Origin of the sequence: Sphingomonas sp. GC_Shp_3, assembly GCF_026540945.1 — a bacterium.
Classification (GTDB): Bacteria; Pseudomonadota; Alphaproteobacteria; order Sphingomonadales; family Sphingomonadaceae; genus Sphingomonas.
The window spans coordinates 323,095-343,755 of the sequence record NZ_JALNUT010000002.1 but is presented as its reverse complement, the minus strand read 5'-3'; the positions used below and the strand labels follow the sequence as shown (position 1 = coordinate 343,755).

Below are 20,661 nucleotides of genomic sequence, written 5' to 3'. Positions count from 1 at the left end.
GCATCAGAACGCGACGGTGGCGCCGACGAAGATCGAGCGGCCGAGCGGATCGTACACGCCCGGATAGGTGTTGCCGTTGCCGAAGCTCGCCAGCACGCCCTGCGCGATCGCGGGCGGGTCCTTGTCGAGCAAATTGTTGACGCCGGCGCGAAGCGTCAGCCGCTTCTCGACGGTAATCGTCGCGGCGAGATCGAAGTAATTATACGCGTCGATCTTGCGGTTGACGATGCTGGGCGATCCGGCATCGGCGAGATACGCATTGTCCGACGTGGTGGAGAGCCGCACGCCGCCGAAATACCGCCATGCCAGCGACAGCGCGGGGTGGCTCGCGCCGCCGAAATCCCAGGTGGTGCGCAACTGGTGGCGCCATTTGGGCGCGGGCTCACCGCAGGTATAGCCGTACAGCCCGTTGCAATTATACGTGCCGAGCCCGGGCAGCGGTTCGGTGGTGAGGTCGAGTTGATAGGTGCCGACCAGGTCAAGGCTGATCCGACCGAAGCGGCCCACACCGAACGCATAGCTCGACGTGATGTCCAGGCCGGACGTCTTGAGGTAGCCGGTGTTGAGCGTGGTGCCGACGACATAGCCGTCGTTGCCGAACAGCACGCCGCTTTTCGGATCGCGGTGGAACAGGTTGCAGTAGAACGGATCGCCGGTCGCGGTGCACTGGCTGATCGACAGCGACGGGTCGATGGTGCTGATGTAATCGTTGATCTTGATGTGGAAGTAATCGACCGACAGCGTGAAGTTGCGCACTTCATGCGGGGTCAGCACGAGGCCGATCGTATAGGTGTCGGCCTTCTCGGGCTTCACGTCGCGGTTGCCGCCATATTGCTGCACACAGGTGCCGGCCGGGCATTGCGGGATGGTGCCGTATTGCGCGGCGGTGACGCCGGTACGCTCGCACGTGGCCAGCGACAGCACCGGGTTCGCGCCCGCGCACGGATCGGTGGCGGTGACGTTGCCGAGCGCCACCGCGCCGAACAGTTCGCCGATGTTGGGCGCGCGGATCGCGCGGTTATAGCTCGCGCGCAGGCGCAGATCGGACACCGGCGACCACGAGATTTCGCCCTTGTACGTCCAGACGTTGTAATCGGACGAGAAGCCGGTCGAACCCTGTTCGTTATGGTAGGACGAATAGCGCGTCGCGCCGTTGATGGTCAGCGCCTTGAACAGCGGCAGGTTGGACAGGATCGGGATCTCGATCTCGCCATAGCCTTCATTCACGCTGATGATGCCGTCCGAATTGAACGTGCCGTTCTGCTGCGCCACTGCGTCGGCGGTGAACTTCAGCGATTCGCGGCGATGCTCGCCGCCCACCGCGAAGGCGATGCCCTTGTCCGCCCACGGGCTCTGGATGCCGTAGCTGTCGAGGTTCCCGCTGATCGTGCCGGAAATCACCGTCTGCCGGTTGCGGCTGGCGGTGCGCGAGTCGGAGAAGATGTAGCCGAGGTTGTTCGGGTCGATCGCATTGTAGGCGAACACGTCGATCGGCAGGCAGCTCGGATCGCTGCCGTCGATCACCGACTGGCAGGTCGGCTTGCCGGCGACGTTGACGACGTTGAGCGCGCGCTGCGCCTTCACGTTGTCGACGTTGTTCATATAGTGTTCGTCGTAGTTCACCTGCGATTGCAGGAAGTTGACGTCATAGGTCAGCCCTTTCGCAAAGGTGCCGCGCACGCCGGCCGAATAGCGGAAGTCCTCATGCCGCAGGTCGTCGCGGCGCGGTGTGTACAGGCGCAGGCCGATGAAGGTGTCCTGCGTCTGCGCTGTGCCGGCGGCGGCGCCGCACAAGGTCGTTGCCTGGGACGCCGACAGGTAAGGATTGTTGCAGGGGATCGCGAACGTCGTACCCTGGAACAGCGCGGAGGGCGCCGCCTGCGAGTTGGTATGGTCGTTCATGTACATGAAGCTGCCATAGACCTCTACCAGGTCGCTCAGCTTGAACTTGGCGAAGCTGCCCGCGGTGTAGCGATCGTCCGAGCGCTGGAAGTAGTTGGTCGGCGCGTAATTGTAGAGGAAGCCCGAGTTGTACGGCGTCCAGGTGTGTGCGCCGTCCTTGGTGTTGTTGAGCGTCTTGCCCTTGTTCGGCCCGCTCAGCAGCGTGAACAGACCCCAGGGATTATTGCTGGACCCGCCGCAGGTCAGCCCCGATCCGGCATCGTCGACCGGATCGAGCGCGCAGGCCGACACGTCGCGCGAATCCTGCGTGACCGGATCGGTATGGCGATAGCCGCCGTAGACGGTGATGTTGCCGCGCCCGTCCGCGAAATTGTGCCCGAACGCGCCGTTGACGTCGATCTTGCCGCCATCGACCGTCCCGCCGCGCGCATTGGGATAGCCCTTGGCGGTGGACAGCGCCTGTAGGCTCGTGTTGCCGTTCTCATGCTGGTAGATGCCGCTCTGCGCATCCAGCCGCAGCCCGTTGAGATCGTCGCGCAGCACGAAGTTGACCACGCCAGACATCGCGTCCGATCCGTATACGGCGGAGGCGCCGCCGGTGACGACGTCGATGCTCATGACCAGCGCGGACGGCACGAAGTTGGTGTCGACCGCCTGTTGCGGCAGCATGCGCTGCCCGTTGATGAGCACCAGCACCCGGTTCGACCCCAGGTGCCGCAGGTTGACGTTGGAGGTGCCGTCCGATCCGTTCGAGACGTTCTCGTTCGCGTCGGCGGTGAATTGCGGCAGCCGGTTCAACACGCTTTCGACGCTGGTCGCGCCCTGCAGGCGGATCTCCGCGTCGCTCACCGTGGTCAGCGGACTGTTACTCTCAAGGTCGGCACGCTTGATGCGCGTGCCGGTGACGACGACGTCAGCGGCATCGCCGGTGCTCGGTTGCGGTGGCGCGGAGGCGATCTGGGCATGTGCCGGTGGCGACAGCAGCGCGATCGCCAAAGCGCCCAGTCCTGCCGAGCGATGTCCCCAAGCGCGAGTGCGCACCATGCCATGTCCCCTTGTTGTTCGTATGACGAACAGCACCACGAAGACGACACACTGTCAAATAAAATATACGATATCCATTATGCGCCGTTCGCAAGGTGGCGCAGATTGGGTATGTCTGTGGGCAGCGCCTGCTCGGGGTCGAGCAAATGCGACAGTTTACGCGTGACTAGCACTGCGACGCCTGCGCCGAAGCCCGCGATTGCGGCATGCAGCAGCCAGAACCGGGCTGGGCCAAGCGGCGCGTAGAAACGGCCGAGCCAGCCAGCGGTGAGGTTGGCCACGAACAGGCCGGCATAGGCAACGCCCATCAGCGTCGCGGCCAATCGCGGCGGCGCGGCGCGTGCTACTGCCGCGAGCAGCACCGGCATCACGAACAGATAGGCCGAGGACGACAGCAGGAAATAGCCGAACCCCCACATCACGCCGAGTGCATGCGGCTGCGGGAACGCCGCGGAAAACCCGGCGAGCAACAGGTCCGCCGCCGCCAGCATCGCGCAGCCGATCGCGATCTTGCCGGCGACGCGCGGTTCACGGCCCGCCGCCGCCTGCCGTTGCCACAGCGCGAGTACCAGCGGTGTCGCCAGCACCGTTACCAGCCCGTCGCTCGCCAGATACCAGGCGATCGGCATCTCGAACCCGCCGATATGGCGGTCGACCGCGCCGCTCACCCACAGCGGGAACAGATTATAGCCCTGACCGAACGGAATATTGAAGAACGCGGTCAGCGCGACCAGCCCGATCAGCCCGGCGATCCGCCTGCCATCTCCGGCCTGCCGCCCGGCCATGACAGCCCCGCCACGCCGCGCCCGGTCGGCGGGCAGGTAGCGCCAGCCCGCGCCATAAAGGGCGATGCCGATCAGCATCCCGACACCCGCGCTGGCAAAGCCCCAGTGCGCACCCCGCAGATCACCGATCGTCCCGCACACCAGCGGCCCGGCGAACGCGCCGATATTGATGCCGAGGTTGAACAGCAGATACGCGCGGTCGCTGCGCGGATCGCCATCGTCGTACAGCCGCCCGACCTGCGTGGCGATATTGCCCTTCAGGCACCCCGAGCCGAGGATTAGCAGCGCCAACGCGATCAGGAAGGTCGCATCGAACGCGAGCAGGAAATGCCCGCCCGCCATCAGCCCCGCGCCGAGCAGAACGGTGGGCCGGCTGCCGATCACCCGGTCGCCGATCAGCCCGCCGAGGATCGGCGTGAGATAGACCAGTCCGGCATACAGCCCGAAGATCTGCGAGCCGAGCGCCTGATCGGACAGCGCTCCGGTCACCGCCTCCACCCCGGCGCGGAAGCCAGCGAACCCCCACACCCGCCGTTCGGGTGCGGTCGGCAGTAGCGTCGTCACCATGTAGAGCAGCAGCAGCGCCTGCATGCCGTAAAAGGAGAAGCGCTCCCACGCCTCCGTCATCGCCAGCACGGCCAAGCCGCGTGGATGGCGCTGCCGCATGACGGTCACGACCGCGATGGCATCAGGTGGACGACGGTGGCGGTGCTCCCAAGCGGAACAGTGCGTCCGCCGCGTTCGTCGCTGCCGCTGGTGGTGGCGTAAGCGCGTCCGCCGGTGGTCGCCTCGACGAACAGCCGTGCCGCCGGTGTCGCGGGCGTGGCGGGGTCGAGCGTCAGCGTGATCGCGCCCGTCTTCGGCGCATAGCTGGCCGAAGCAATCTTGCCCGCCTCAAGCGTGATCCACGCGCCCGCCGGCGCCACGAACAGCCGCGCGCGCGCGCCGTCCTTCGGCACCACCGTCACCATGCCGCCGCCTTGCGTGAGGTTGCCGCCATACGCCACCCAGCCGAACGTCGCATCGTTCACGAGGTACGTCGCCGCCGCATAGGCGTGGCCGAAGAAGCCCATGCCATAATCGCCGGTATACGGGTCCCACGCCATCCGGTCCGGCCAGCTATGGAACGCCGCCGATCCGAAGCCGTCACGGTCGATATTGGTGATGCCGCCCATCATGCCGCCATACGCCACGCGCAGCAGGTGCGTGTCGGCCGGATTGGCGCGATAGGCATCGAACAGCGGCACTGCGTTGAGCGCCGATCCGTAATGGTGGATCTGCCGCTCGATGCGCGGATATTTGCCGCCGTACAGGAAATCCCAATAGCGTCGCGCATTGCCGTTATAACCCCAGCTCGGGATCGTCGGATCATAGCCGAGGATCGCCTCGCGCGTGGTATCGGCCTGCGGCTGATAGCCGAAATAGCGCATCCACGCGTAGACCTCGGGCTGACCGGTCGAATCCCATGCCATCTCGCTGCCGAACGGATATTGCAGCGTCTTCCAATGGTCGGCGCGGCGCTTCATCAGCGTTTCCATGTTGGCGGCCTGCGCGGTCATCCCCTCGCGCTTCAGGTCTTTCAGGATGTCGACGAACACGTCGCCCTCCATCAGCCCGAACTGCGTGTAATACGGCGCATCGCGCATCATCGCGGTGACGGTGGTGTAGGCATGGTCGAGATACCACCGCCAGTCATGCGCGGTGACGAGGCCGGGGTGGTTGCGGGCGAGGCGGTAGAGCACCCAATGCCCGATCGCGACATGGGGGTAGTTGTAGGCGCGGCCGATATCGTCGGCTTGGGCATGCGACCATGACGTCCATGTCTTCCAGTCGGTCGCCGGGTCGTAATAACCGGGATGCTCCTTGGGCGCATAATAGAAGATGCTCTTCTTCACCGCACCGGCATGCGGCCCGTCCGCCACCTGCAACGTGCCAAGCACGGTCTTGTCGACCAGCGTTTCCTGCTTGGCGACCTCGCCCGCATCGGGATTGTCGAGCTGCTTCATCATCGCGGCGACCCAAGCGCCCGCACCACCCTCGTCGCTCATGCCGGAAATCCACACGCGCGGTTCCTGCGTGACGATCCTGCCGGCCTCGCGGTCGTAGGTAAGGATCGCCGGATTGCGGTGGAACGGATCGGCCTTGTCGTCATACCACTGCCGCGTGGTGGTGAAGCGGCCGAGATCCGCCATCACCTGATCCAGCGGTTTGGTGATGTCGTAGCTCACCGTCTGCACCGTTTCGTCGGCATAGGTGATGGTCAGCCGCGCCGGTCCCCAGCCGGTCGCCCGCACGGTGTAGCGCGCCCAGCCTTTGGTCGGCGCGGCCCGCGTCGCCACCAGTGCCCCTGCTGGGAAGGACTCGATCTTTGCCACCTTCGCGCGGTATTTCAGGAACAGCGATGCCGGCATGTCGGTCGGCACGACATAGCCGGGGATGCCGACCACGACCGGGCGGTGCTGCGCGGCGAGCGTGTCCTCGATTCCCCGGATCTGCGGCGCCAGCGCGAACCGCACACCGACGCTGCGGCTTTCGCCCGGCGCTAGGATGATGCTGGTGGGCACGTTCCACTGCGCGCCCGCCTTCGCCCACTCCTTGTCGGCATAGCCCTTCGACGCGATCGTCCAGTCGTAAAACCCTTCGGAGGTCTGGCTGCGCTTGCTGCGTTCGCTGAACACCGCATTCGGCGCGGCGCGTGCATCGGGCAGCGGCACATAGGCTTCGAGCGGACTGTGCGCGTCGGGCAGCACCAGCAGCGCCGGCCCCTTGCCGCTCAGCCGCGTGACCTGGAGATACCCGGCATCGCGGCCGATATAGGGGTCGGTAAAGCTCGCCTGCGCATGCGCCTGTTCGAGCGTGCGATCATCGATGATGTTGTCGAACACCATCGGCAGCCCGAGTGCGCCGATCTCGACCGGTTGCGTCGAGGTGTTGGCGAGCGTGAAGCGCAACAGCGGCGACCCGCCCGCATCGATCCAGCGCCGCTCGACCCGCAGCGGAAACCCCGCGCCCATCGACGCGGTGATGTCGGCCGCGGCAAGCGTTCTGCCGGTGGCGGCGAGCGAGCGGATCGGCTTGCGTGCGTGCGCCGAGGCAAAATCGCGCCACGCGCCGCCGGTGGTGCGCAGCCGGATATCGATATCGCCGATGTGATTGTAGCCATCGCCCTGCCGTTCGGCCTCGCGATTGCCGGGCACGAAGTCGAACTCCGGCACCGCCGCTGGCGAGAGCCGCGCCAGCGTCTGCGTATCGCGGCGTAGCGCGAGGTCGAAGCTGCCGATCCGCAGCGGTGTCGTCGCGATCGGCATGAACACCGGCTTCGGCTTGGGCGGCTCCTGCGCAAGCACCGCCGGCGTAATGGCAAGTGCCGAAGCTATGACCAGGAGGCGGGTGCGCTGCACCAACGGTGTCATACGATGTGCGGAGAAGATGACATCGCTTACAACAAGCAGGATGCGGTTTGCTGGTCAACAATATTATACGGTATATTTAAAGCAGTGCGCAGGGCGGTCAGCGGTTGACCTTCTTCGCGGCGACCGATAATCGTATACCATATTCGGAAGGTGAGGGCGATGCGCACCACAAGACGCGAGATGATGATGGGCGCCGCAACACTCGCGTTGCTCGGGCGGGCTTCAGGAGCGGGGGCGGCCACCGTGTTAGCTGCTGCGTTGCCACGTACAGCCACGCCGTTGCCGCTCTCCGCCGTGCGTTTGCACCCTTCCGATTTCGCCACCGCGGTCGAGGTCAATCGCAGCTATCTGCTGCGTCTGAGCGCGGACCGGTTGCTCCACAACTTCCGCCTGTATGCCGGCCTGCCGCCCAAGGGCGAGATCTACGGCGGCTGGGAAAGCGATACCATCGCCGGCCATACGCTCGGTCATTACATGACGGCGCTGGTGCGCATGCACGAACAGACCGGCGACGCCGCCCTCCGCATCCGCGCCGATTACATCGTCGATGAACTGGCAGCGGCGCAGGTCGCGCGCGGCAACGGCTATATCGGCGCGATGCAGCGCAAGCGCAAAGATGGCAAGGTCGTCGACGCGATCGAGATCTTCCCCGAGATCATGAAGGGCGACATCCGCTCCGGCGGGTTCGATCTCAATGGCGCATGGTCGCCTTTCTATACCGTCCACAAGCTGTTCGCCGGGCTGCTCGACATCCACGAAAGCTGGCGCAATCCGAAGGCGTTGGCGGTGGCTGTCGCGTTCGCCGGATATTTCGAGCCGGTGTTCGCCGCGCTGGACGACGCGCAGATGCAGGAGATGCTCGGCACCGAATATGGCGGGCTGAACGAGAGTTACGCCGAACTGTCCGCCCGCACCGGCGACAAGCGCTACCTCGCCGTTGCCGAGCGGCTGTACGACCGCAAGATGCTCGACCCGCTCGAACATCGCGAGGACAGGCTCGCCAATTTCCATGCCAACACACAGGTGCCAAAGCTGATCGGGCTGGCGCGCATCCACGAACTGACCGGCGAGCCGGCCAAGGCGACTGCCGCCAGCTACTTCTGGCAGGTGGTGACGCAGCATCACAGCTATGTGATTGGCGGCAATGCGGATCGCGAATATTTCTCCGCGCCCGACACGATCGCCACGCACATCACCGAACAGACGTGCGAGCATTGCAACACCTACAACATGCTCAAGCTGACCCGGCAGCTGTATTCGTGGTCACCCGACGGCGCGCTGTTCGACTATTACGAACGCGCGCATCTCAACCACGTGATGGCGGCGCAGAACCCGAAGACCGCCGGCTTTACCTACATGACTCCGCTGCTGACCGGCGCGGTACGAGCCTATTCGACATCGGCCGACGATGCATTCTGGTGCTGCGTTGGCACCGGCATGGAGAGCCACGCCAAACATGGCGAGTCGATCTTCTGGGAAGGCGATGCGGCGCGGGACAAGGCGTTGCTCGTCAACCTCTACATCCCTGCGGAGGCGACCTGGGCCGCGCGTGGCGCATCGCTGGTGCTGGACACCAAATATCCCTTCGAAGGCACCTCGACGCTGACGCTCACCAAACTCGCCAGACCGGGCCGGTTCCCGATCGCACTGCGCGTGCCCGCCTGGGCAGCTGGAAAGGTGATCGTCACCGTCAACGGCGCACCCGTGACGCCCGCTTTCGCGCGCGGCTATGCCGTGGTCGAGCGGCGCTGGCAGGCGGGCGACACGCTCACCATCACGCTGCCGCTCGACCTGCGGATCGAGCCGACGCCGGGCGATGACAAAACCATCGCGTTCCTGCGCGGGCCGATGGTGATGGCGGCCGATCTCGGCACCACCGAAGGCGACTGGTCGCGCGCCGATCCCGCACTGGTCGGCGGCGATCTCCTGAGCGGCTTTCGGCCCGGCGCGCAAACCGCGACATACGCCACCAGTGGTATCGCGCGCCCGGGCGACCTTACCTTTGTGCCGTTCTACCGCCAGTACGAGCGGCGTAGCGCGGTGTATTTCAAGCGCTTCTCCGAAGACGAATGGAAGACCGAGGAGGCCGCCTTCGTCGCCGAACAGGCGCGGTTGAAGGATATCGCGGCGCGCTCGGTCGATGTCGTCCATCTTGGCGAGATGCAGCCCGAACATGACCACGGCCTGATCTCGGAACTGTCGTATCCGGTCAGCTACCGCAATCGCAACGGACGCGATGCACGCTCGGGCGGGTTTTTCGAGTTCACGGTGAAGGCGAAGCCCGGACCGTTGATCCTGCAGGCAACCTATTGGGGTGACGAGCGTGGCACGGATTTCGACATCATGGTCGATAACGTGAAGATCGCCACGCAACACCTCGGCGGTGACCAACCGGGCAAGTTCATGGATGTCGAATATCCGCTGCCGATCGGGCTGACCCAAGGCAAGGCGCAGTTGAAGGTGCGGTTCGTGCCACATGCCAAGCATACCGCCGGGCCGGTGTTCGGCGTGGTGTTGTTCAGCGCCAAGCCGAAGCCCGCCGCATGACGGCAGACGCTGCCGACGTCGCGATGTCGCTGGACGCGGTTCGCATGCTGGCACGCACCACGCTGCTGCGCGCTGGCCTGTCCGCGCCGCACGCGGATGCGGTCGCCGAGACGATGGTGGCGGGTGAGCGTGACGGCTGCACCTCGCACGGATTGTACCGGCTGCTCGTCGCCACCAACAGCATCCGCGCGGGCACGGTGCGGACCGATGCTGTCCCGACACTGAGCGAGCCGGCACGCGCGCTGGTGCGGGTCGATGGCGGCGGCGGCTTCGCGCAACTTGCTTTCGAAACCGGTCGGGGCATGCTGGTGGAGAAGGCGCGGGCCTATGGCATCGCCGCGCTTGCACTGAACAATGTCGTGCATTTCGCCGCGCTGTGGCCGGAGGTGGAATGGCTGGCGGATCAGGGGCTGGTGGCGCTGGCGTTCACGCCCAGCCACGCCTGGGTCGCGCCGGCCGGCGGTACCAAGCCGGTGTTCGGCACCAACCCGATCGCGTTCGGCTGGCCGCGTCCGGACACCCCGCCGTTCGTGTTCGATTTCGCCACCAGCGCGGTGGCGCGCGGCGAGATCGAACTGCACCGCCGCGCCGGCAGGCCGATCCCGGACGACTGGGGCTATGACGCGGATGGCGCACCCACCACCGACGCGCTCGCCGCGCTGAACGGCGCGATGCGCACCTTTGGCGGCCACAAGGGATCGGCATTGGCGGCGATGGTCGAACTGATCGCCGGCCCGCTGATCGGCGATCTCACCAGCCGGGAATCGATTGCGGCGGATGGCGGCGCGGGCGGATCGCCATTGGGCGGTGAACTGATCCTTGCGATTGATCCCGCCGGTTTCGTCGGCGACGCGGTCGACGCGCATCTCGTGCGTGCGGAACGGCTGTTCGCCGCCATCCAGGGGCAGGGCGCACGGCTGCCGTCGCAGCGCCGTTACGCAGCGCGCGCGGAGAGTCTCGCGCACGGCGTCCGGGTGCCGGCGCGCCTTCTCTCGGATATCGCAGCATTGGTGGAGCAGGCATGAACGCACGGACGAACTGGCTGGCGGTGGCGCTGGCGTTGAGCGGCACGCCGATCGCGGCACACGCCGCCGCGCCGGTCGCTCACGCAAACTCCGCCGACGATCGGCTGAGGGCGATCTACACCGCCGAATATACGTGGCGGCAGGCGCTGCAAGGCCCGGATGAGAACAGCGGCCCCAATGCCACCGAACACCTGCCCGACGTCAGCGCGCCGGCGCAGGCGGCGAAGCTCGCGCGCTGGAGCGATACCGAACGGCAGCTGGCAGCGATCCCGGTGGCGAACCTGTCGGCCGCGGGCAAGATCGACTATGCCGTCTACAAGGGCCAGATCGACGCATTGCTGGCCGAACAGCAGTATCGCGATTACGAGAAGCCGCTGAACGCCGACACCAGCTTCTGGGGCGATGTCGCCGAAGCGTCGCGCGGATCGTTCCGCAAGGAAGCCGATTATCGCAATTACCTCGCGTTGCTCCGCGACATCCCGCGCTATTTCGACGCGCAGATCGTCAACATGCGCGCCGGCCTCAAGCGGGGGTTCACGCCGCCGCAGGTGACGTTGCAGGGCCGCGATATCGGTGTGGCGCAAGTCGCCGAGGCCAAGACGGTCACCGACAACCCGTTCTATGAGCCGTTCCTGAAGTTTCCCGCCGGCATGACGCCCGCCACGCAAGCCGCGTTGAAGGCAGAGGCCGCCACCGCGATCGCACGCGACGTCGTGCCCGCGCATGCCAGGCTGCTCGCCTTCCTGCGTACCGACTATATCCCGGGTGCGCGCAAGACGCTCGCCGCCTATGATCTGCCCGACGGCAAGGCCTATTATCAGTCCAAGATCCGCGAGTTCGTCACGCTCGACAAGACGCCCGCGGAAATTCACGCGATCGGCGTGGCCGAGGTCGCCAAGATCCATGGCGAAATGCTCGACGTGATCCGTCAGGTGAAGTTCGACGGCGATCTGCCCGCGTTCCTGCACTTCCTGCGCACCGACCCGCGCTTTTATCCCAAGACGCCGCAGGATCTGCTCAACCGCGCGGCGTGGATCGCCAAGACGTTCGACGGCAAGGCGAGCGACTGGATCGGCCATCTGCCGCGCAGCCGCTTCGCGATCAAGCCGGTGCCGGCCGATCTCGCGCCGTTCTATACCGGCGGGCGCGGTGGGCCGGGCATCTACCTGGTCAACACCTGGAACCTGCCGTCGCGGCCCTATTACCAGATGGTCGCGCTGACGCTGCACGAATCCGCGCCCGGTCATGCCTTCCAGATGCCGCTTGCCGCCGAGAACAAGGGGCTGCCGCAGTTCCGCCGCGATGCCTATCTGTCGGCATACGGCGAGGGCTGGGCGCTGTATTGCGAGAAGCTTGGGCTCGACATGGGGATGTACGACGATCCCTATGATCGCTTCGGCATGCTCAGCTACCAGATGTGGCGCGCGGCGCGGCTGGTGGTCGATACCGGCATCCATGCGCAGGGCTGGAGCCGCGCACAGGCGCAGGCGTTCCTCCACGACAATACCGCCTTGTCGGATCACGAGATCGAGACGGAGGTCGATCGCTATATTGCCTGGCCGGGGCAGGCGCTGAGCTATTACATGGGCGAACTGGCGTTCGAACAAGCCCGTGCGCATGCCGAGCAGGCGCTTGGTACCAAGTTCAACATCCGCGCGTGGCACGATGCGGTATTGCAACTGGGATCGGTGCCGCTCCCGCTGATAGAGGCGCGCACCGATCAATTCATCAGGGACGGCGGCAAGGGGCCTTATCCCGACGAGGAGTAAGGCCGTAGCCGGTCACGGAAACGGTCGCTCGATCGACACCTGCGGTTCGGTAAACCACGCCGCGCCGGTTTCGGTGACGTGGAAGTGGTCCTCCAGCCGGATGCCGAAGCGATCCGGCACGACGATCATCGGTTCGTTGGAGAAACACATGCCGGGTGCGAGCGGGGTACGATCGCCGCGCACCAGATAGGCGGGTTCGTGGATCGCCATGCCGATGCCGTGGCCGGTGCGGTGCGGCAGGCCGGGCAGGCGGTAATCGGGGCCGAGGCCGGCACCTTCCAGCACCCGCCGCGCCGCCGCGTCGACTGCCTCGCAGGGAACGCCTGGCGCGACCGCGTCAAACGCGGCGGCCTGTGCTGCCTTCTCCAGCGCCCATAATGAGCGCACTTCGTCGCTGACCGTGCCGAACGCGTAGGTGCGGGTGATGTCGCTGTGGTAGCCGTGCACCGTGCAGCCGGTGTCGATCAGCACCAGCGTGTCCTCCTCCAGCAGTTGATCGCCGGGCAGGCCGTGCGGAAACGCGGTCGCGCGGCCGAACTGGACCGCGCAGAAGCTCGAACCGCTTGCCCCCAGCGCACGGTGCGCGGCGTCGATGAAGCGCACCACCGCGCTCGCCGCGATGCCGGGGGCAAGAATGCGGGCGGCGCGACGGTGCACCTCCAGCGTTATCGCCTTGGCCTGCCGCATCAGCGCGAGTTCGGCGGGCGATTTCACCATCCGACAGCCGTCGATCGCGTAGGCGCCGTCGATCAGCGTCAGTCCAGCCGCCCGCAAGGTCTCGCCATACTGAAACGGCAGCAGCGGATCGACCGCAAGCGTGGCGCCGCTCGGTAGAGCATCCGCGACCAGCCGCACGGGATCGGCATCCTCCTCCCACAGCAGCAGGTCGGCCGACACCGCGAGTTCCGCCTCCAGCGATCCACGCTCGAACGCGGGGCAGATCATCCGCGGTTTGCTGTTTACCGGCACCAGTAGCGCCACCAGCCGCTCGGTCGGGCGCCAGCTTACCCCGGCGAAATAGTGCAGGCTCGGCCCAGCGTTGACCAGAACCGCGTCGGCGCCGCGCTCGGCTCCGAGCGCGCGCAGCCGGTCGAGCCGCGTCAGTCGTTCGGCCTGCGTGATCCCCGGCGCGGGGCTCGCCCAGCGCGTGAGGGCCCCAAGTTCGGCTTCCGCCGTCGATCCGCCAATCATGCTTTTCCTCCTCTGCCGCCGAACCGTTCGAGATCGAAACTGTCGATCGTAAACGGTAGTGTGATGTCGTCTGCGAGATGCCGCACGATCTCGCCGGTAATGGCGGCGAGCGTGAGGCCGAGATGCTGATGCCCGAACGCATAGATCAGATTGTCCACCCGGCGCGACCGCCCGATCGCGGGCAGGTAATCCGGCAGCGTCGGCCGCGCGCCCATCCAGCGGGTGAACGGCCCGGCGATCGGCAGGCCAAGCTCGGCGACATGGCGTTCCAGCCGCGCCCATTTGCGTGCATCCGCCGGGGCGTCGGGCGTGCCGAACTCGACGAAGCTCGCCGCCTGTACCGTGTCGTCGTAGCGGGTGACGATCATTGATCGATCCTCGAACACGATCGGCGGCAGATCACGCGGCCAGCGATCGGCAGCGGCGCGGATGTGGTATCCGCGTTCGGCGATGATCGGCGCGCGGTGGCCGACCCGCGCGACCAGCGCACCCGACCGCACGCCGCCTGCGATCACGATCAGATCGGCGGTGACGCCCGGGATTTGCGCCTGTCCGTCGGCGTGGATGAGATCGGCATCGCATGGCGTGATCCGGCCGCCCGCCTGCGTGAAGCGGTTCCGCATCGCGGTTCCGAGCCGGCCGAGATCGGCGATCTGCGCGCTGCCCGAAAAGCGGATCGCCCCGGCGACCGGTCGCGCGGTCAGGCTGTTGATCGCCGCCAGTTGCCCGGCGGAAGCGGAGTCGAAACGCGCGGTGCCGGTGTCGGTCGCGCGCCACGCTGCAAGACTATGTGCGGCGCGGGCGGGTGTCTCCCACGCGACGAAATGGCCGCTGTCGCGGACCAGATCGCCATCGCCCAGCAGGCCACCCAGTCGCTGCCACGCAGGCAGCGCGTCCGCCAGCAGTGCCGACAGCGCCTGCTTGCCGCCTGCGAAGGCGCGCGGGGTCGATGCGGCGGCCATGCGCAGCGCGAACGGCAGCCACGCGCCCATCATCGCCGGCGGCAGCGACAGCGCACCACCCAGCGGATACAGCCGCCGCACCGCGCCTCGCAGCGTTGCCGGCGACGCGAGCGGCACGACCTGTTCGGTGGCGATATGCCCCGCGTTGCCCCACGATGCGGCATCGTTGCCGCTCGATCGTTCGAGGATCTCGACGGCGTGCCCCGCCTCGGCCAGCGCGATCGCGCAGGCAAGCCCCACAACACCTGCGCCGACAATCGCAATCTTCATCGTCTTAATCTCCTGTTGCCGCGCAACATAACCTATCGTATACCGTATCCAGAAAGAAACTACAGGACGGATTTTACGGTATGGCAATCGGTTGGAGCGGCGTGTTCCCCGCAGTGACGACGCAACTTCGCGAAGATCTGTCGATCGATCTCGACGAGACGCAACGCGTGGTCGACGATCTCATCGTGGACGGTGTCACCGGAATTATTGCGCTCGGTACCTGCGGGGAGAACAACTCGCTCGAGTTCGAGGAAAAGAAGACCGTCCTCGCCGCGATCGTGGAGGCGGTGAAGGGGCGCGTGCCGGTGCTGACCGGGGTTTCGGAGTACGACACACGCCGCTCGGTACGCTATGCCCAGGCTGCCGAAAGCATCGGCGCCGATGGTCTGATGGTGCTGCCGCCGATGGTCTACGTACCGCAAAGCCATGAGTTGATCGCGCATTTCAAGGGCATTGCGGAAAGCACCAGCCTGCCGATCATGCTCTACAACAACCCGCCCGCCTATCGCACCACCATCGACAGCGACGTGCTGCGCGCGCTGGTCGCGGTCGAGAACATCGTCTGCGTCAAGGAATCCGCGCCAGATACGCGCCGCTTCACCGATTTCCGCAACGAATTCGGCGATCGCTACGTGCTGTTCGCCGGTCTGGACGACGTTGCGCTCGAAGGGCTGTACCTCGGCGCGCAGGGCTGGGTTTCTGGGCTGACCAACGCGTTCCCCAAGGAATCGGTCGAATTGGTGGCTGCGTTCGATCGCGGCGATCATGCCAAGGCGCTCGAAATCTACCGCTGGTTCATGCCGCTGCTGCATCTCGATGCGGAGCATGACCTCGTTCAGTCGATCAAGCTGGCCGAGCAGGTGATGGGACGCGGTTCCGAGCGCGTGCTGCCGCCGCGCCTGCCGCTAATCGGTGCGCGCCGTGCCGAGGTGATCGCGATGGTCGAGAAGGCGGCGGCGACGCGCCCGGTCATCGAACGCGCGCTGGCGGCATAAGGCGAGGGGCGGCTATGCGGAACACCTTCTTCTGCATCGACGGGCATACCGCCGGTAATCCCGTCCGCCTCGTCGCGGGCGGCGCGCCGTTGCTGAAGGGCGCATCCATGTCGGAACGGCGCCAGGACTTCCTGGCGCGGTTCGACTGGATCCGCACCGGGCTATGCTTCGAGCCGCGCGGACATGACATGATGTCGGGCGGGTTCCTCTACCCGCCGACCATGCCCGACACCGATATCGGCATTCTGTTCATCGAAACCTCGGGCTGCCTGCCGATGTGCGGCCACGGCACGATCGGCATGGTTACGTTCGGGCTGGAGCACGGGCTGATCCAGCCCGCCACGCCGGGCAAGCTGCGCATCGAGGTGCCGGCGGGCGTTATCGACATCGCCTATGAGGTGGAGGGCGACAAGGTCACCTCCGTCAGGATCGTCAACGTCCCCGCCTATGTAGCGCGACGCGGCATTCAGGTCGATGTCGACGGGATCGGCGCGCTGTCGATCGACGTATCCTACGGCGGAAATTTCTACGCGATCGTCGAACCGCAGGGTTGCTACACCGGCCTTGACGATCTCGGCGCGGCGCGGCTGGTGGAACTCAGCGCGCGCGTGCGCGAGGCGGTACAGGCGCAGTATGAACCCGTGCATCCGTCCGACCCGACGATCTGCGGCGTCAGCCACATCCTGTGGGCGGACCGGCCCCGTGCCAACGATGCCGACGGCCGTAACGCGGTATTCTACGGCGACCGCGCGATCGACCGCTCGCCGTGCGGGACCGGCACCTCGGCGCGGCTCGCGCATCTTGCCGCAACCGGGCGCCTGGCGGTCGGCGACCGCTTCGTCCACGAAAGCTATATCGGCAGCCGTTTTATCGGCCGCGTCGAGGCAGCGACGATGCTCGGCGACCAGCCCGCAATCATCCCGTCAATCGAAGGATCGGCCATCAGCACGGGATTCAACACGATCTGGATTGATCGCGCCGACCGCTTCTGGGAAGGTTTCCAGGTCAAGTGATTCCCGCTTGCCCGATCGGAGCCGCCTCGCGATGAGTTTAGTCGTTCGTACGTTGTCGGAACGCGTGTTCGAGGTGGTTCGCGAACAGATCGTCACGGGCAAGCTGCCGCACGAACTGCCGATCCGGCAGGATGCGCTCGCCGCCGAACTCGGCGTCAGCAAGATCCCGCTGCGCGAGGCGCTGGCGCGGCTGGAGCAGGAAGGATTGCTCACCAGCCAGGCCAATCGCGGCTATTTCGTGCAACCGATGTCGGGCCGGCAGGCGGAGGAGATCTACGAGCTGCGCCTGTCGATCGAGCCGGCCGCCGCCGCCCGCGCCGCCATCCACGCGACCGAGGCCGATCGCGAGGCGACGATCGCGGCGTTCGAGCGGCTCGACCGGGCCGCCGCCAGTAACGTGGCGGAGGTGGCGATGTGCAACCGCGACTTCCACACCGCGATGGTGCGGCCCGGGCAACGCCTGCTCACCACCCAATTGGTCGAGCGGCTGGCGATCCTGGCCGAACGCTATGTCGTCGCACATCTCGAACCCGCGGGACGTGACGCGCGCGCGCACCTGGAACATCGCGAGATGCTCGACGCGTGGTTGTCGCGCGACCACGAGCGTATCACCAGCTTGCTCGGCGCGCATATTCAGGCGACGCTCGACGATCTGAAAACACAATTCGCAGCCGACGCCACCAGCTGACGCGCACATCCGGGGGAAAACATGTTCGGACCGACCAAATCGCTTGAAGGCGTCGCCCGGCATGCCGCCGGGCAGAGCCTCGCCAAGACGCTGAGCTGGCCGCACCTGATCGCGCTCGGCGTCGGCGCGATCGTCGGCACCGGCATCTATACGCTGGTCGGCGTCGGTGCGGAGCGGGCCGGACCGGCGGTGATCCTCGCCTTCCTGATCTGCGGGCTGGTGTGCGGGTGCGCGGCGCTCGCTTATGCGGAGATGGCGACGATGATCCCGGCGGCGGGCAGCGCCTATACGTTCAGCTATGTGGCACTGGGCGAGGGCATCGCCTGGGTGGTTGGCTGGAGCCTGATCCTCGAATATTCGCTGGCGTGTTCGACGGTGGCGGTCGGCTGGTCGGGCTATCTGGTCGGCTGGATCGAATCGGCGGGCGTAAACCTGCCGCACGCGCTGCTGGTCGGCCCGCACGGTGGCGGCATCGTCAACCTGCCGGCGGTGGCGGTCGCGCTGGCGGTGATGGGTATGCTGATCGCCGGCACGCGCGAGAGTGCGACCCTCAACATCGTGCTGGTGGTCATAAAGCTGGTCGCGCTGGCGATCTTCGTGACCTTCGCCGCCCCGCATTTCGATGCGAAGAACCTGCACCCGTTCATGCCCTACGGTTTCGGCAGCGAGGGCAAGCACGGCGTGATGGCGGCAGCGGCGATCGTGTTCTTCGCCTTTTACGGCTTTGACGCGGTGGCGACGTCGGCGGAGGAAACCAAGAACCCCAAACGTGACCTCACGATCGGCATCATCGGATCGATGATCCTGTGCACGCTGATCTACATCGCGGTTGCGTTCTCGGCGATCGGCGCGCTGCCGTTCACCGCGCTCGCCAATTCACCCGAGCCGCTCGCGCTGGTGTTGCGCACGATCGGCCAGCCGGTCGCTGGGCACCTGATCGCGTTGGCGGCGATCCTCGCGCTGCCGTCAGTCATCCTGGTGATGATGTACGGGCAGAGCCGCGTGTTCTTCGTCATGGCGCGTGACGGCCTGCTGCCGCGCGGTCTTGCCAAGGTGTCGAAGCGGACCGGCGCACCGACGCTCATCACGCTGCTGACCGGCATCTCGATCGCGGTGGTGGCGGGCATCTTCCGGCTCGATGAGATCGCCGAACTCGCCAATGCCGGCACGCTGCTCGCCTTCATTGCGGTTGGCGCCTGCCTGATCGCGATGCGGCGCAAGGCGCCCGATGCGGTCCGGCTGTTCCGCAGCCCCGCGCCGTATCTGGTCGGCGGGCTGGCGGTCGCAGGGTGCCTGTATCTGATGGCGAGCCTTCCGCCGATGACGCTGGTCCGCTTCATCCTGTGGAACGCGATCGGGCTGGCGATCTACTTCATTTATGGTCGCCGCCGCAGCGAGGCCGCGGTCGAAGCCCGCGCGAAAGGCTGAACGATGCGGAACATGATAGTGCGGCGCAGGCATATGCAGGCTGTTCGATCCACCGGTTGCGCACGCGCCTGTAGCGGCTAAAGCCGGACCTGGCGTCGGCCCAGCGGCGGATACCGATCGGCGCGTGGTGCGATGCGCGTAAGCGGGAAGGATTGGTCTTGGATTTCAACCCGCTGCCACTTGGAAGCGTGATCGGCGCGTTCCTGCTGGCGTTTCCGACGCTGTTCTCCGTCGTCAATCCGGTCGGTGCGGCGTTGATCTTCCATCAGGTTATCAGCAACCGCACGCGCGCGGAGCGGCACGAACTCGCCCGCAGGATCGCGAGCTACTCGCTCATCGTGCTGCTCGCCTCGCTTCTGCTCGGCGGCATCGTCCTGAACTTTTTCGGCGTGAGCCTGAGCGCGCTCAGGATCGGCGGCGGTCTTGTCGTGGCGGTACGGGCATGGGGCCTGCTCATGCAGCCGGAGGTTCACGAGGAGCGCAAGGCGAGTTCGGCCGAGCCCGCCCAATCGGCCGAAGACGTGGCGTTCTTCCCGCTGACGATGCCCTTGACCACAGGGCCGGGGACCATCGCCGTCGCCATCGCGCTCGCCTCGCAGCGTCCTGGAGGGCAGGGCGGTCTACTCAGTTTCTATGTGGGGGTGAGCCTTGCCGCCGCGTGCATCGCGGTGATGGTCTGGGTCTGCTATCGCTGGTCGGACAGCGTGACCGCCTGGCTCGGGCCGGCAGGCGCGCGCGTCCTGTCGCGCCTCGTAGCGTTCCTCCTCCTGTGCATCGGCGTGCAGATCATGATCACCGGCATTGTCGGGGTGGGACAGTTGCTGCTCGGGACGAAGTGACCCTTGGCCGCAGGAGCGGCTCGGCGGCACCGCTCAGCGGCACCGCCTAGCTTGGGTGAGCCTCGCTCTCCTTCTCGTCGTTGCCGCCTTGCGTGGGCTGCTGGTCCGTGCCGGTGTCGACATGATCGTCCGCACCGCTTGGTCGAGGTGCCTCCCGGAAGTCGCTCGGCTTCGGCTCGCTGGGCTTATGATCCGCCATATGGCTCTCCTTCTGCTCGCTCAAAACGCGCGAGACGGGAGATCGCGCCAAACAATCTCGTGGTGTGCCGCTGGCACGATGCTTACGCGTCTGGTGCAATCGTGACGTGCAACCCGTCCAACGTGTCGTCGAAGGCGATCTGACACGACAGGCGCGAGGTCGGCTGACGATGATCGGTGCTTTCGAGCAGATCGTTCTCGTCGCTCGTCATCGGCGACAGTCGGGTGAAATCGGCTTGATCGACCAGCACGTGGCACGTCGCGCAGGACAGGCAGCCCCCGCACAGCGCGAGCAACTCGTCGATTCCCGCGTCGCGGATGATCTCCATAACCGACTGCCCGGATGCGGATGCGAGTTCGCGGGTTTCACCTTCGCGAGTGGTGACGATCAACTTGGCCATAGTGTATCCTGAGGTCTGGTGGTGGGGTTTACGCGCTGCTCGGCGTCGGAGCGTCCGCGTGATCATAATGTCAGACTGCGATCGATCGTGGAGGCCGAACGTCGCTCCTTACTGGGGGCGGACCTGCGGCAGGCGGTACGCCGCAAAGCGAAGTGCAGCGCCGGCGTGCCACGCCGACGCTGCACTTCGTC

Annotated in this window: 15 protein-coding genes; 8 read left to right on the top strand and 7 right to left on the bottom strand. The window is 66.1% G+C overall.

The annotated features are described in order from the left end of the window. Nucleotides 1–3: 3 nt before the first annotated feature. From OXR00_RS07275 to OXR00_RS07265, 3 genes are all read right to left on the bottom strand, one after another. Entirely contained in the window at nt 4–2,946 is a 2,943-nt protein-coding gene (locus OXR00_RS07275) for a TonB-dependent receptor (RefSeq protein WP_267387473.1), read from the bottom strand. A 77-nt stretch (nt 2,947–3,023) separates the two neighbouring features. Further along, nucleotides 3,024–4,397 (bottom strand): peptide MFS transporter, encoded by a 1,374-nt coding sequence (locus tag OXR00_RS07270; RefSeq protein WP_267387908.1) that lies wholly within the window; start codon nt 4,395–4,397, stop codon nt 3,024–3,026. A gap of 5 nt (nt 4,398–4,402) precedes the next feature. Beyond that, nucleotides 4,403–7,144, bottom strand: coding sequence for a DUF5695 domain-containing protein (locus OXR00_RS07265; RefSeq protein WP_267387472.1), 2,742 nt, complete (start codon nt 7,142–7,144; stop codon nt 4,403–4,405). Nucleotides 7,145–7,303: 159 nt separating this feature from the next. Between OXR00_RS07265 and OXR00_RS07260 the strand changes: the two genes are divergently transcribed. Genes OXR00_RS07260 through OXR00_RS07250 form a run of 3 tightly spaced genes read left to right on the top strand, consistent with a single transcriptional unit; the run spans nt 7,304 to nt 12,485 of the window. Further along, a complete protein-coding gene (locus OXR00_RS07260) occupies nt 7,304–9,691 on the top strand; it encodes a glycoside hydrolase family 127 protein (RefSeq protein ID WP_267387471.1) in 2,388 nt (795 codons plus the stop codon). Continuing rightward, complete coding sequence (locus OXR00_RS07255; RefSeq protein ID WP_267387470.1) at nt 9,688–10,716, top strand: Ldh family oxidoreductase; 1,029 nt, start codon at nt 9,688–9,690, stop codon at nt 10,714–10,716. Before OXR00_RS07260 ends, OXR00_RS07255 begins: the two co-directional genes overlap by 4 nt. Then, nucleotides 10,713–12,485, top strand: coding sequence for a DUF885 family protein (locus OXR00_RS07250; protein WP_267387469.1), 1,773 nt, complete (start codon nt 10,713–10,715; stop codon nt 12,483–12,485). The genes OXR00_RS07255 and OXR00_RS07250 overlap by 4 nt, the downstream gene beginning before the upstream one ends. Before the next feature lie 12 nt (nt 12,486–12,497). On the opposite strand, the gene OXR00_RS07245 is transcribed toward OXR00_RS07250, so the two are convergent. Together OXR00_RS07245 and OXR00_RS07240 are read right to left on the bottom strand one after the other, a co-directional pair. Beyond that, entirely contained in the window at nt 12,498–13,676 is a 1,179-nt protein-coding gene (locus OXR00_RS07245; protein ID WP_267387468.1) for a Xaa-Pro peptidase family protein, read from the bottom strand. Beyond that, the gene (locus OXR00_RS07240; protein ID WP_267387467.1) at nt 13,673–14,908 is read right to left on the bottom strand and encodes an FAD-binding oxidoreductase; all 1,236 of its coding nucleotides are present in this window, start codon (nt 14,906–14,908) and stop codon (nt 13,673–13,675) included. Before OXR00_RS07240 ends, OXR00_RS07245 begins: the two co-directional genes overlap by 4 nt. Before the next feature lie 80 nt (nt 14,909–14,988). Here OXR00_RS07240 and OXR00_RS07235 point away from each other — a divergent pair, with 80 nt between their 5' ends. The 5 genes from OXR00_RS07235 (at nt 14,989) to OXR00_RS07215 (ending at nt 19,871) form a co-directional block, all read left to right on the top strand. Beyond that, nucleotides 14,989–15,903, top strand: a complete 915-nt coding sequence (locus OXR00_RS07235) for a dihydrodipicolinate synthase family protein (RefSeq protein ID WP_267387465.1) — start codon at nt 14,989–14,991, stop codon at nt 15,901–15,903. A 14-nt stretch (nt 15,904–15,917) separates the two neighbouring features. Beyond that, nucleotides 15,918–16,916: a 4-hydroxyproline epimerase gene (locus OXR00_RS07230; RefSeq protein ID WP_267387463.1), complete on the top strand. Its 999-nt coding sequence runs from the start codon at nt 15,918–15,920 to the stop codon at nt 16,914–16,916. A gap of 31 nt (nt 16,917–16,947) precedes the next feature. Further along, on the top strand, nt 16,948–17,604 hold the full coding sequence (locus OXR00_RS07225; protein ID WP_267387462.1) for a GntR family transcriptional regulator: 657 nt from the start codon (nt 16,948–16,950) through the stop codon (nt 17,602–17,604). A 21-nt stretch (nt 17,605–17,625) separates the two neighbouring features. Beyond that, nucleotides 17,626–19,032, top strand: coding sequence for an amino acid permease (locus OXR00_RS07220; protein WP_267387461.1), 1,407 nt, complete (start codon nt 17,626–17,628; stop codon nt 19,030–19,032). A gap of 188 nt (nt 19,033–19,220) precedes the next feature. Next, complete coding sequence (locus OXR00_RS07215; RefSeq protein ID WP_267387460.1) at nt 19,221–19,871, top strand: MarC family protein; 651 nt, start codon at nt 19,221–19,223, stop codon at nt 19,869–19,871. Between the two features lie 46 nt (nt 19,872–19,917). Here OXR00_RS07215 and OXR00_RS07210 read toward each other — a convergent pair whose 3' ends face one another. Continuing rightward, nucleotides 19,918–20,070 (bottom strand): hypothetical protein, encoded by a 153-nt coding sequence (locus OXR00_RS07210; protein WP_267387459.1) that lies wholly within the window; start codon nt 20,068–20,070, stop codon nt 19,918–19,920. 82 nt (nt 20,071–20,152) lie between these two features. Further along, nucleotides 20,153–20,470: a 2Fe-2S iron-sulfur cluster-binding protein gene (locus OXR00_RS07205; protein ID WP_267387457.1), complete on the bottom strand. Its 318-nt coding sequence runs from the start codon at nt 20,468–20,470 to the stop codon at nt 20,153–20,155. Nucleotides 20,471–20,661 lie beyond the last annotated feature (191 nt).

What these genes read in the sequence shown, in the direction of transcription:
- OXR00_RS07220 (WP_267387461.1), top strand. Translation starts at nt 17,626, where the DNA reads ATGTTCGGACCGACCAAATCGCTTGAAGGCGTCGCCCGGCATGCCGCC.
- OXR00_RS07275 (WP_267387473.1), bottom strand. Translation starts at nt 2,946, where the DNA reads ATGGTGCGCACTCGCGCTTGGGGACATCGCTCGGCAGGACTGGGCGCT.
- OXR00_RS07245 (WP_267387468.1), bottom strand. Translation starts at nt 13,676, where the DNA reads ATGATTGGCGGATCGACGGCGGAAGCCGAACTTGGGGCCCTCACGCGC.
- OXR00_RS07225 (WP_267387462.1), top strand. Translation starts at nt 16,948, where the DNA reads ATGAGTTTAGTCGTTCGTACGTTGTCGGAACGCGTGTTCGAGGTGGTT.
- OXR00_RS07270 (WP_267387908.1), bottom strand. Translation starts at nt 4,397, where the DNA reads ATGCGGCAGCGCCATCCACGCGGCTTGGCCGTGCTGGCGATGACGGAG.
- OXR00_RS07210 (WP_267387459.1), bottom strand. Translation starts at nt 20,070, where the DNA reads ATGGCGGATCATAAGCCCAGCGAGCCGAAGCCGAGCGACTTCCGGGAG.
- OXR00_RS07235 (WP_267387465.1), top strand. Translation starts at nt 14,989, where the DNA reads ATGGCAATCGGTTGGAGCGGCGTGTTCCCCGCAGTGACGACGCAACTT.
- OXR00_RS07265 (WP_267387472.1), bottom strand. Translation starts at nt 7,144, where the DNA reads ATGACACCGTTGGTGCAGCGCACCCGCCTCCTGGTCATAGCTTCGGCA.
- OXR00_RS07230 (WP_267387463.1), top strand. Translation starts at nt 15,918, where the DNA reads ATGCGGAACACCTTCTTCTGCATCGACGGGCATACCGCCGGTAATCCC.
- OXR00_RS07240 (WP_267387467.1), bottom strand. Translation starts at nt 14,908, where the DNA reads ATGAAGATTGCGATTGTCGGCGCAGGTGTTGTGGGGCTTGCCTGCGCG.
- OXR00_RS07205 (WP_267387457.1), bottom strand. Translation starts at nt 20,470, where the DNA reads ATGGCCAAGTTGATCGTCACCACTCGCGAAGGTGAAACCCGCGAACTC.
- OXR00_RS07260 (WP_267387471.1), top strand. Translation starts at nt 7,304, where the DNA reads ATGCGCACCACAAGACGCGAGATGATGATGGGCGCCGCAACACTCGCG.
- OXR00_RS07255 (WP_267387470.1), top strand. Translation starts at nt 9,688, where the DNA reads ATGACGGCAGACGCTGCCGACGTCGCGATGTCGCTGGACGCGGTTCGC.
- OXR00_RS07250 (WP_267387469.1), top strand. Translation starts at nt 10,713, where the DNA reads ATGAACGCACGGACGAACTGGCTGGCGGTGGCGCTGGCGTTGAGCGGC.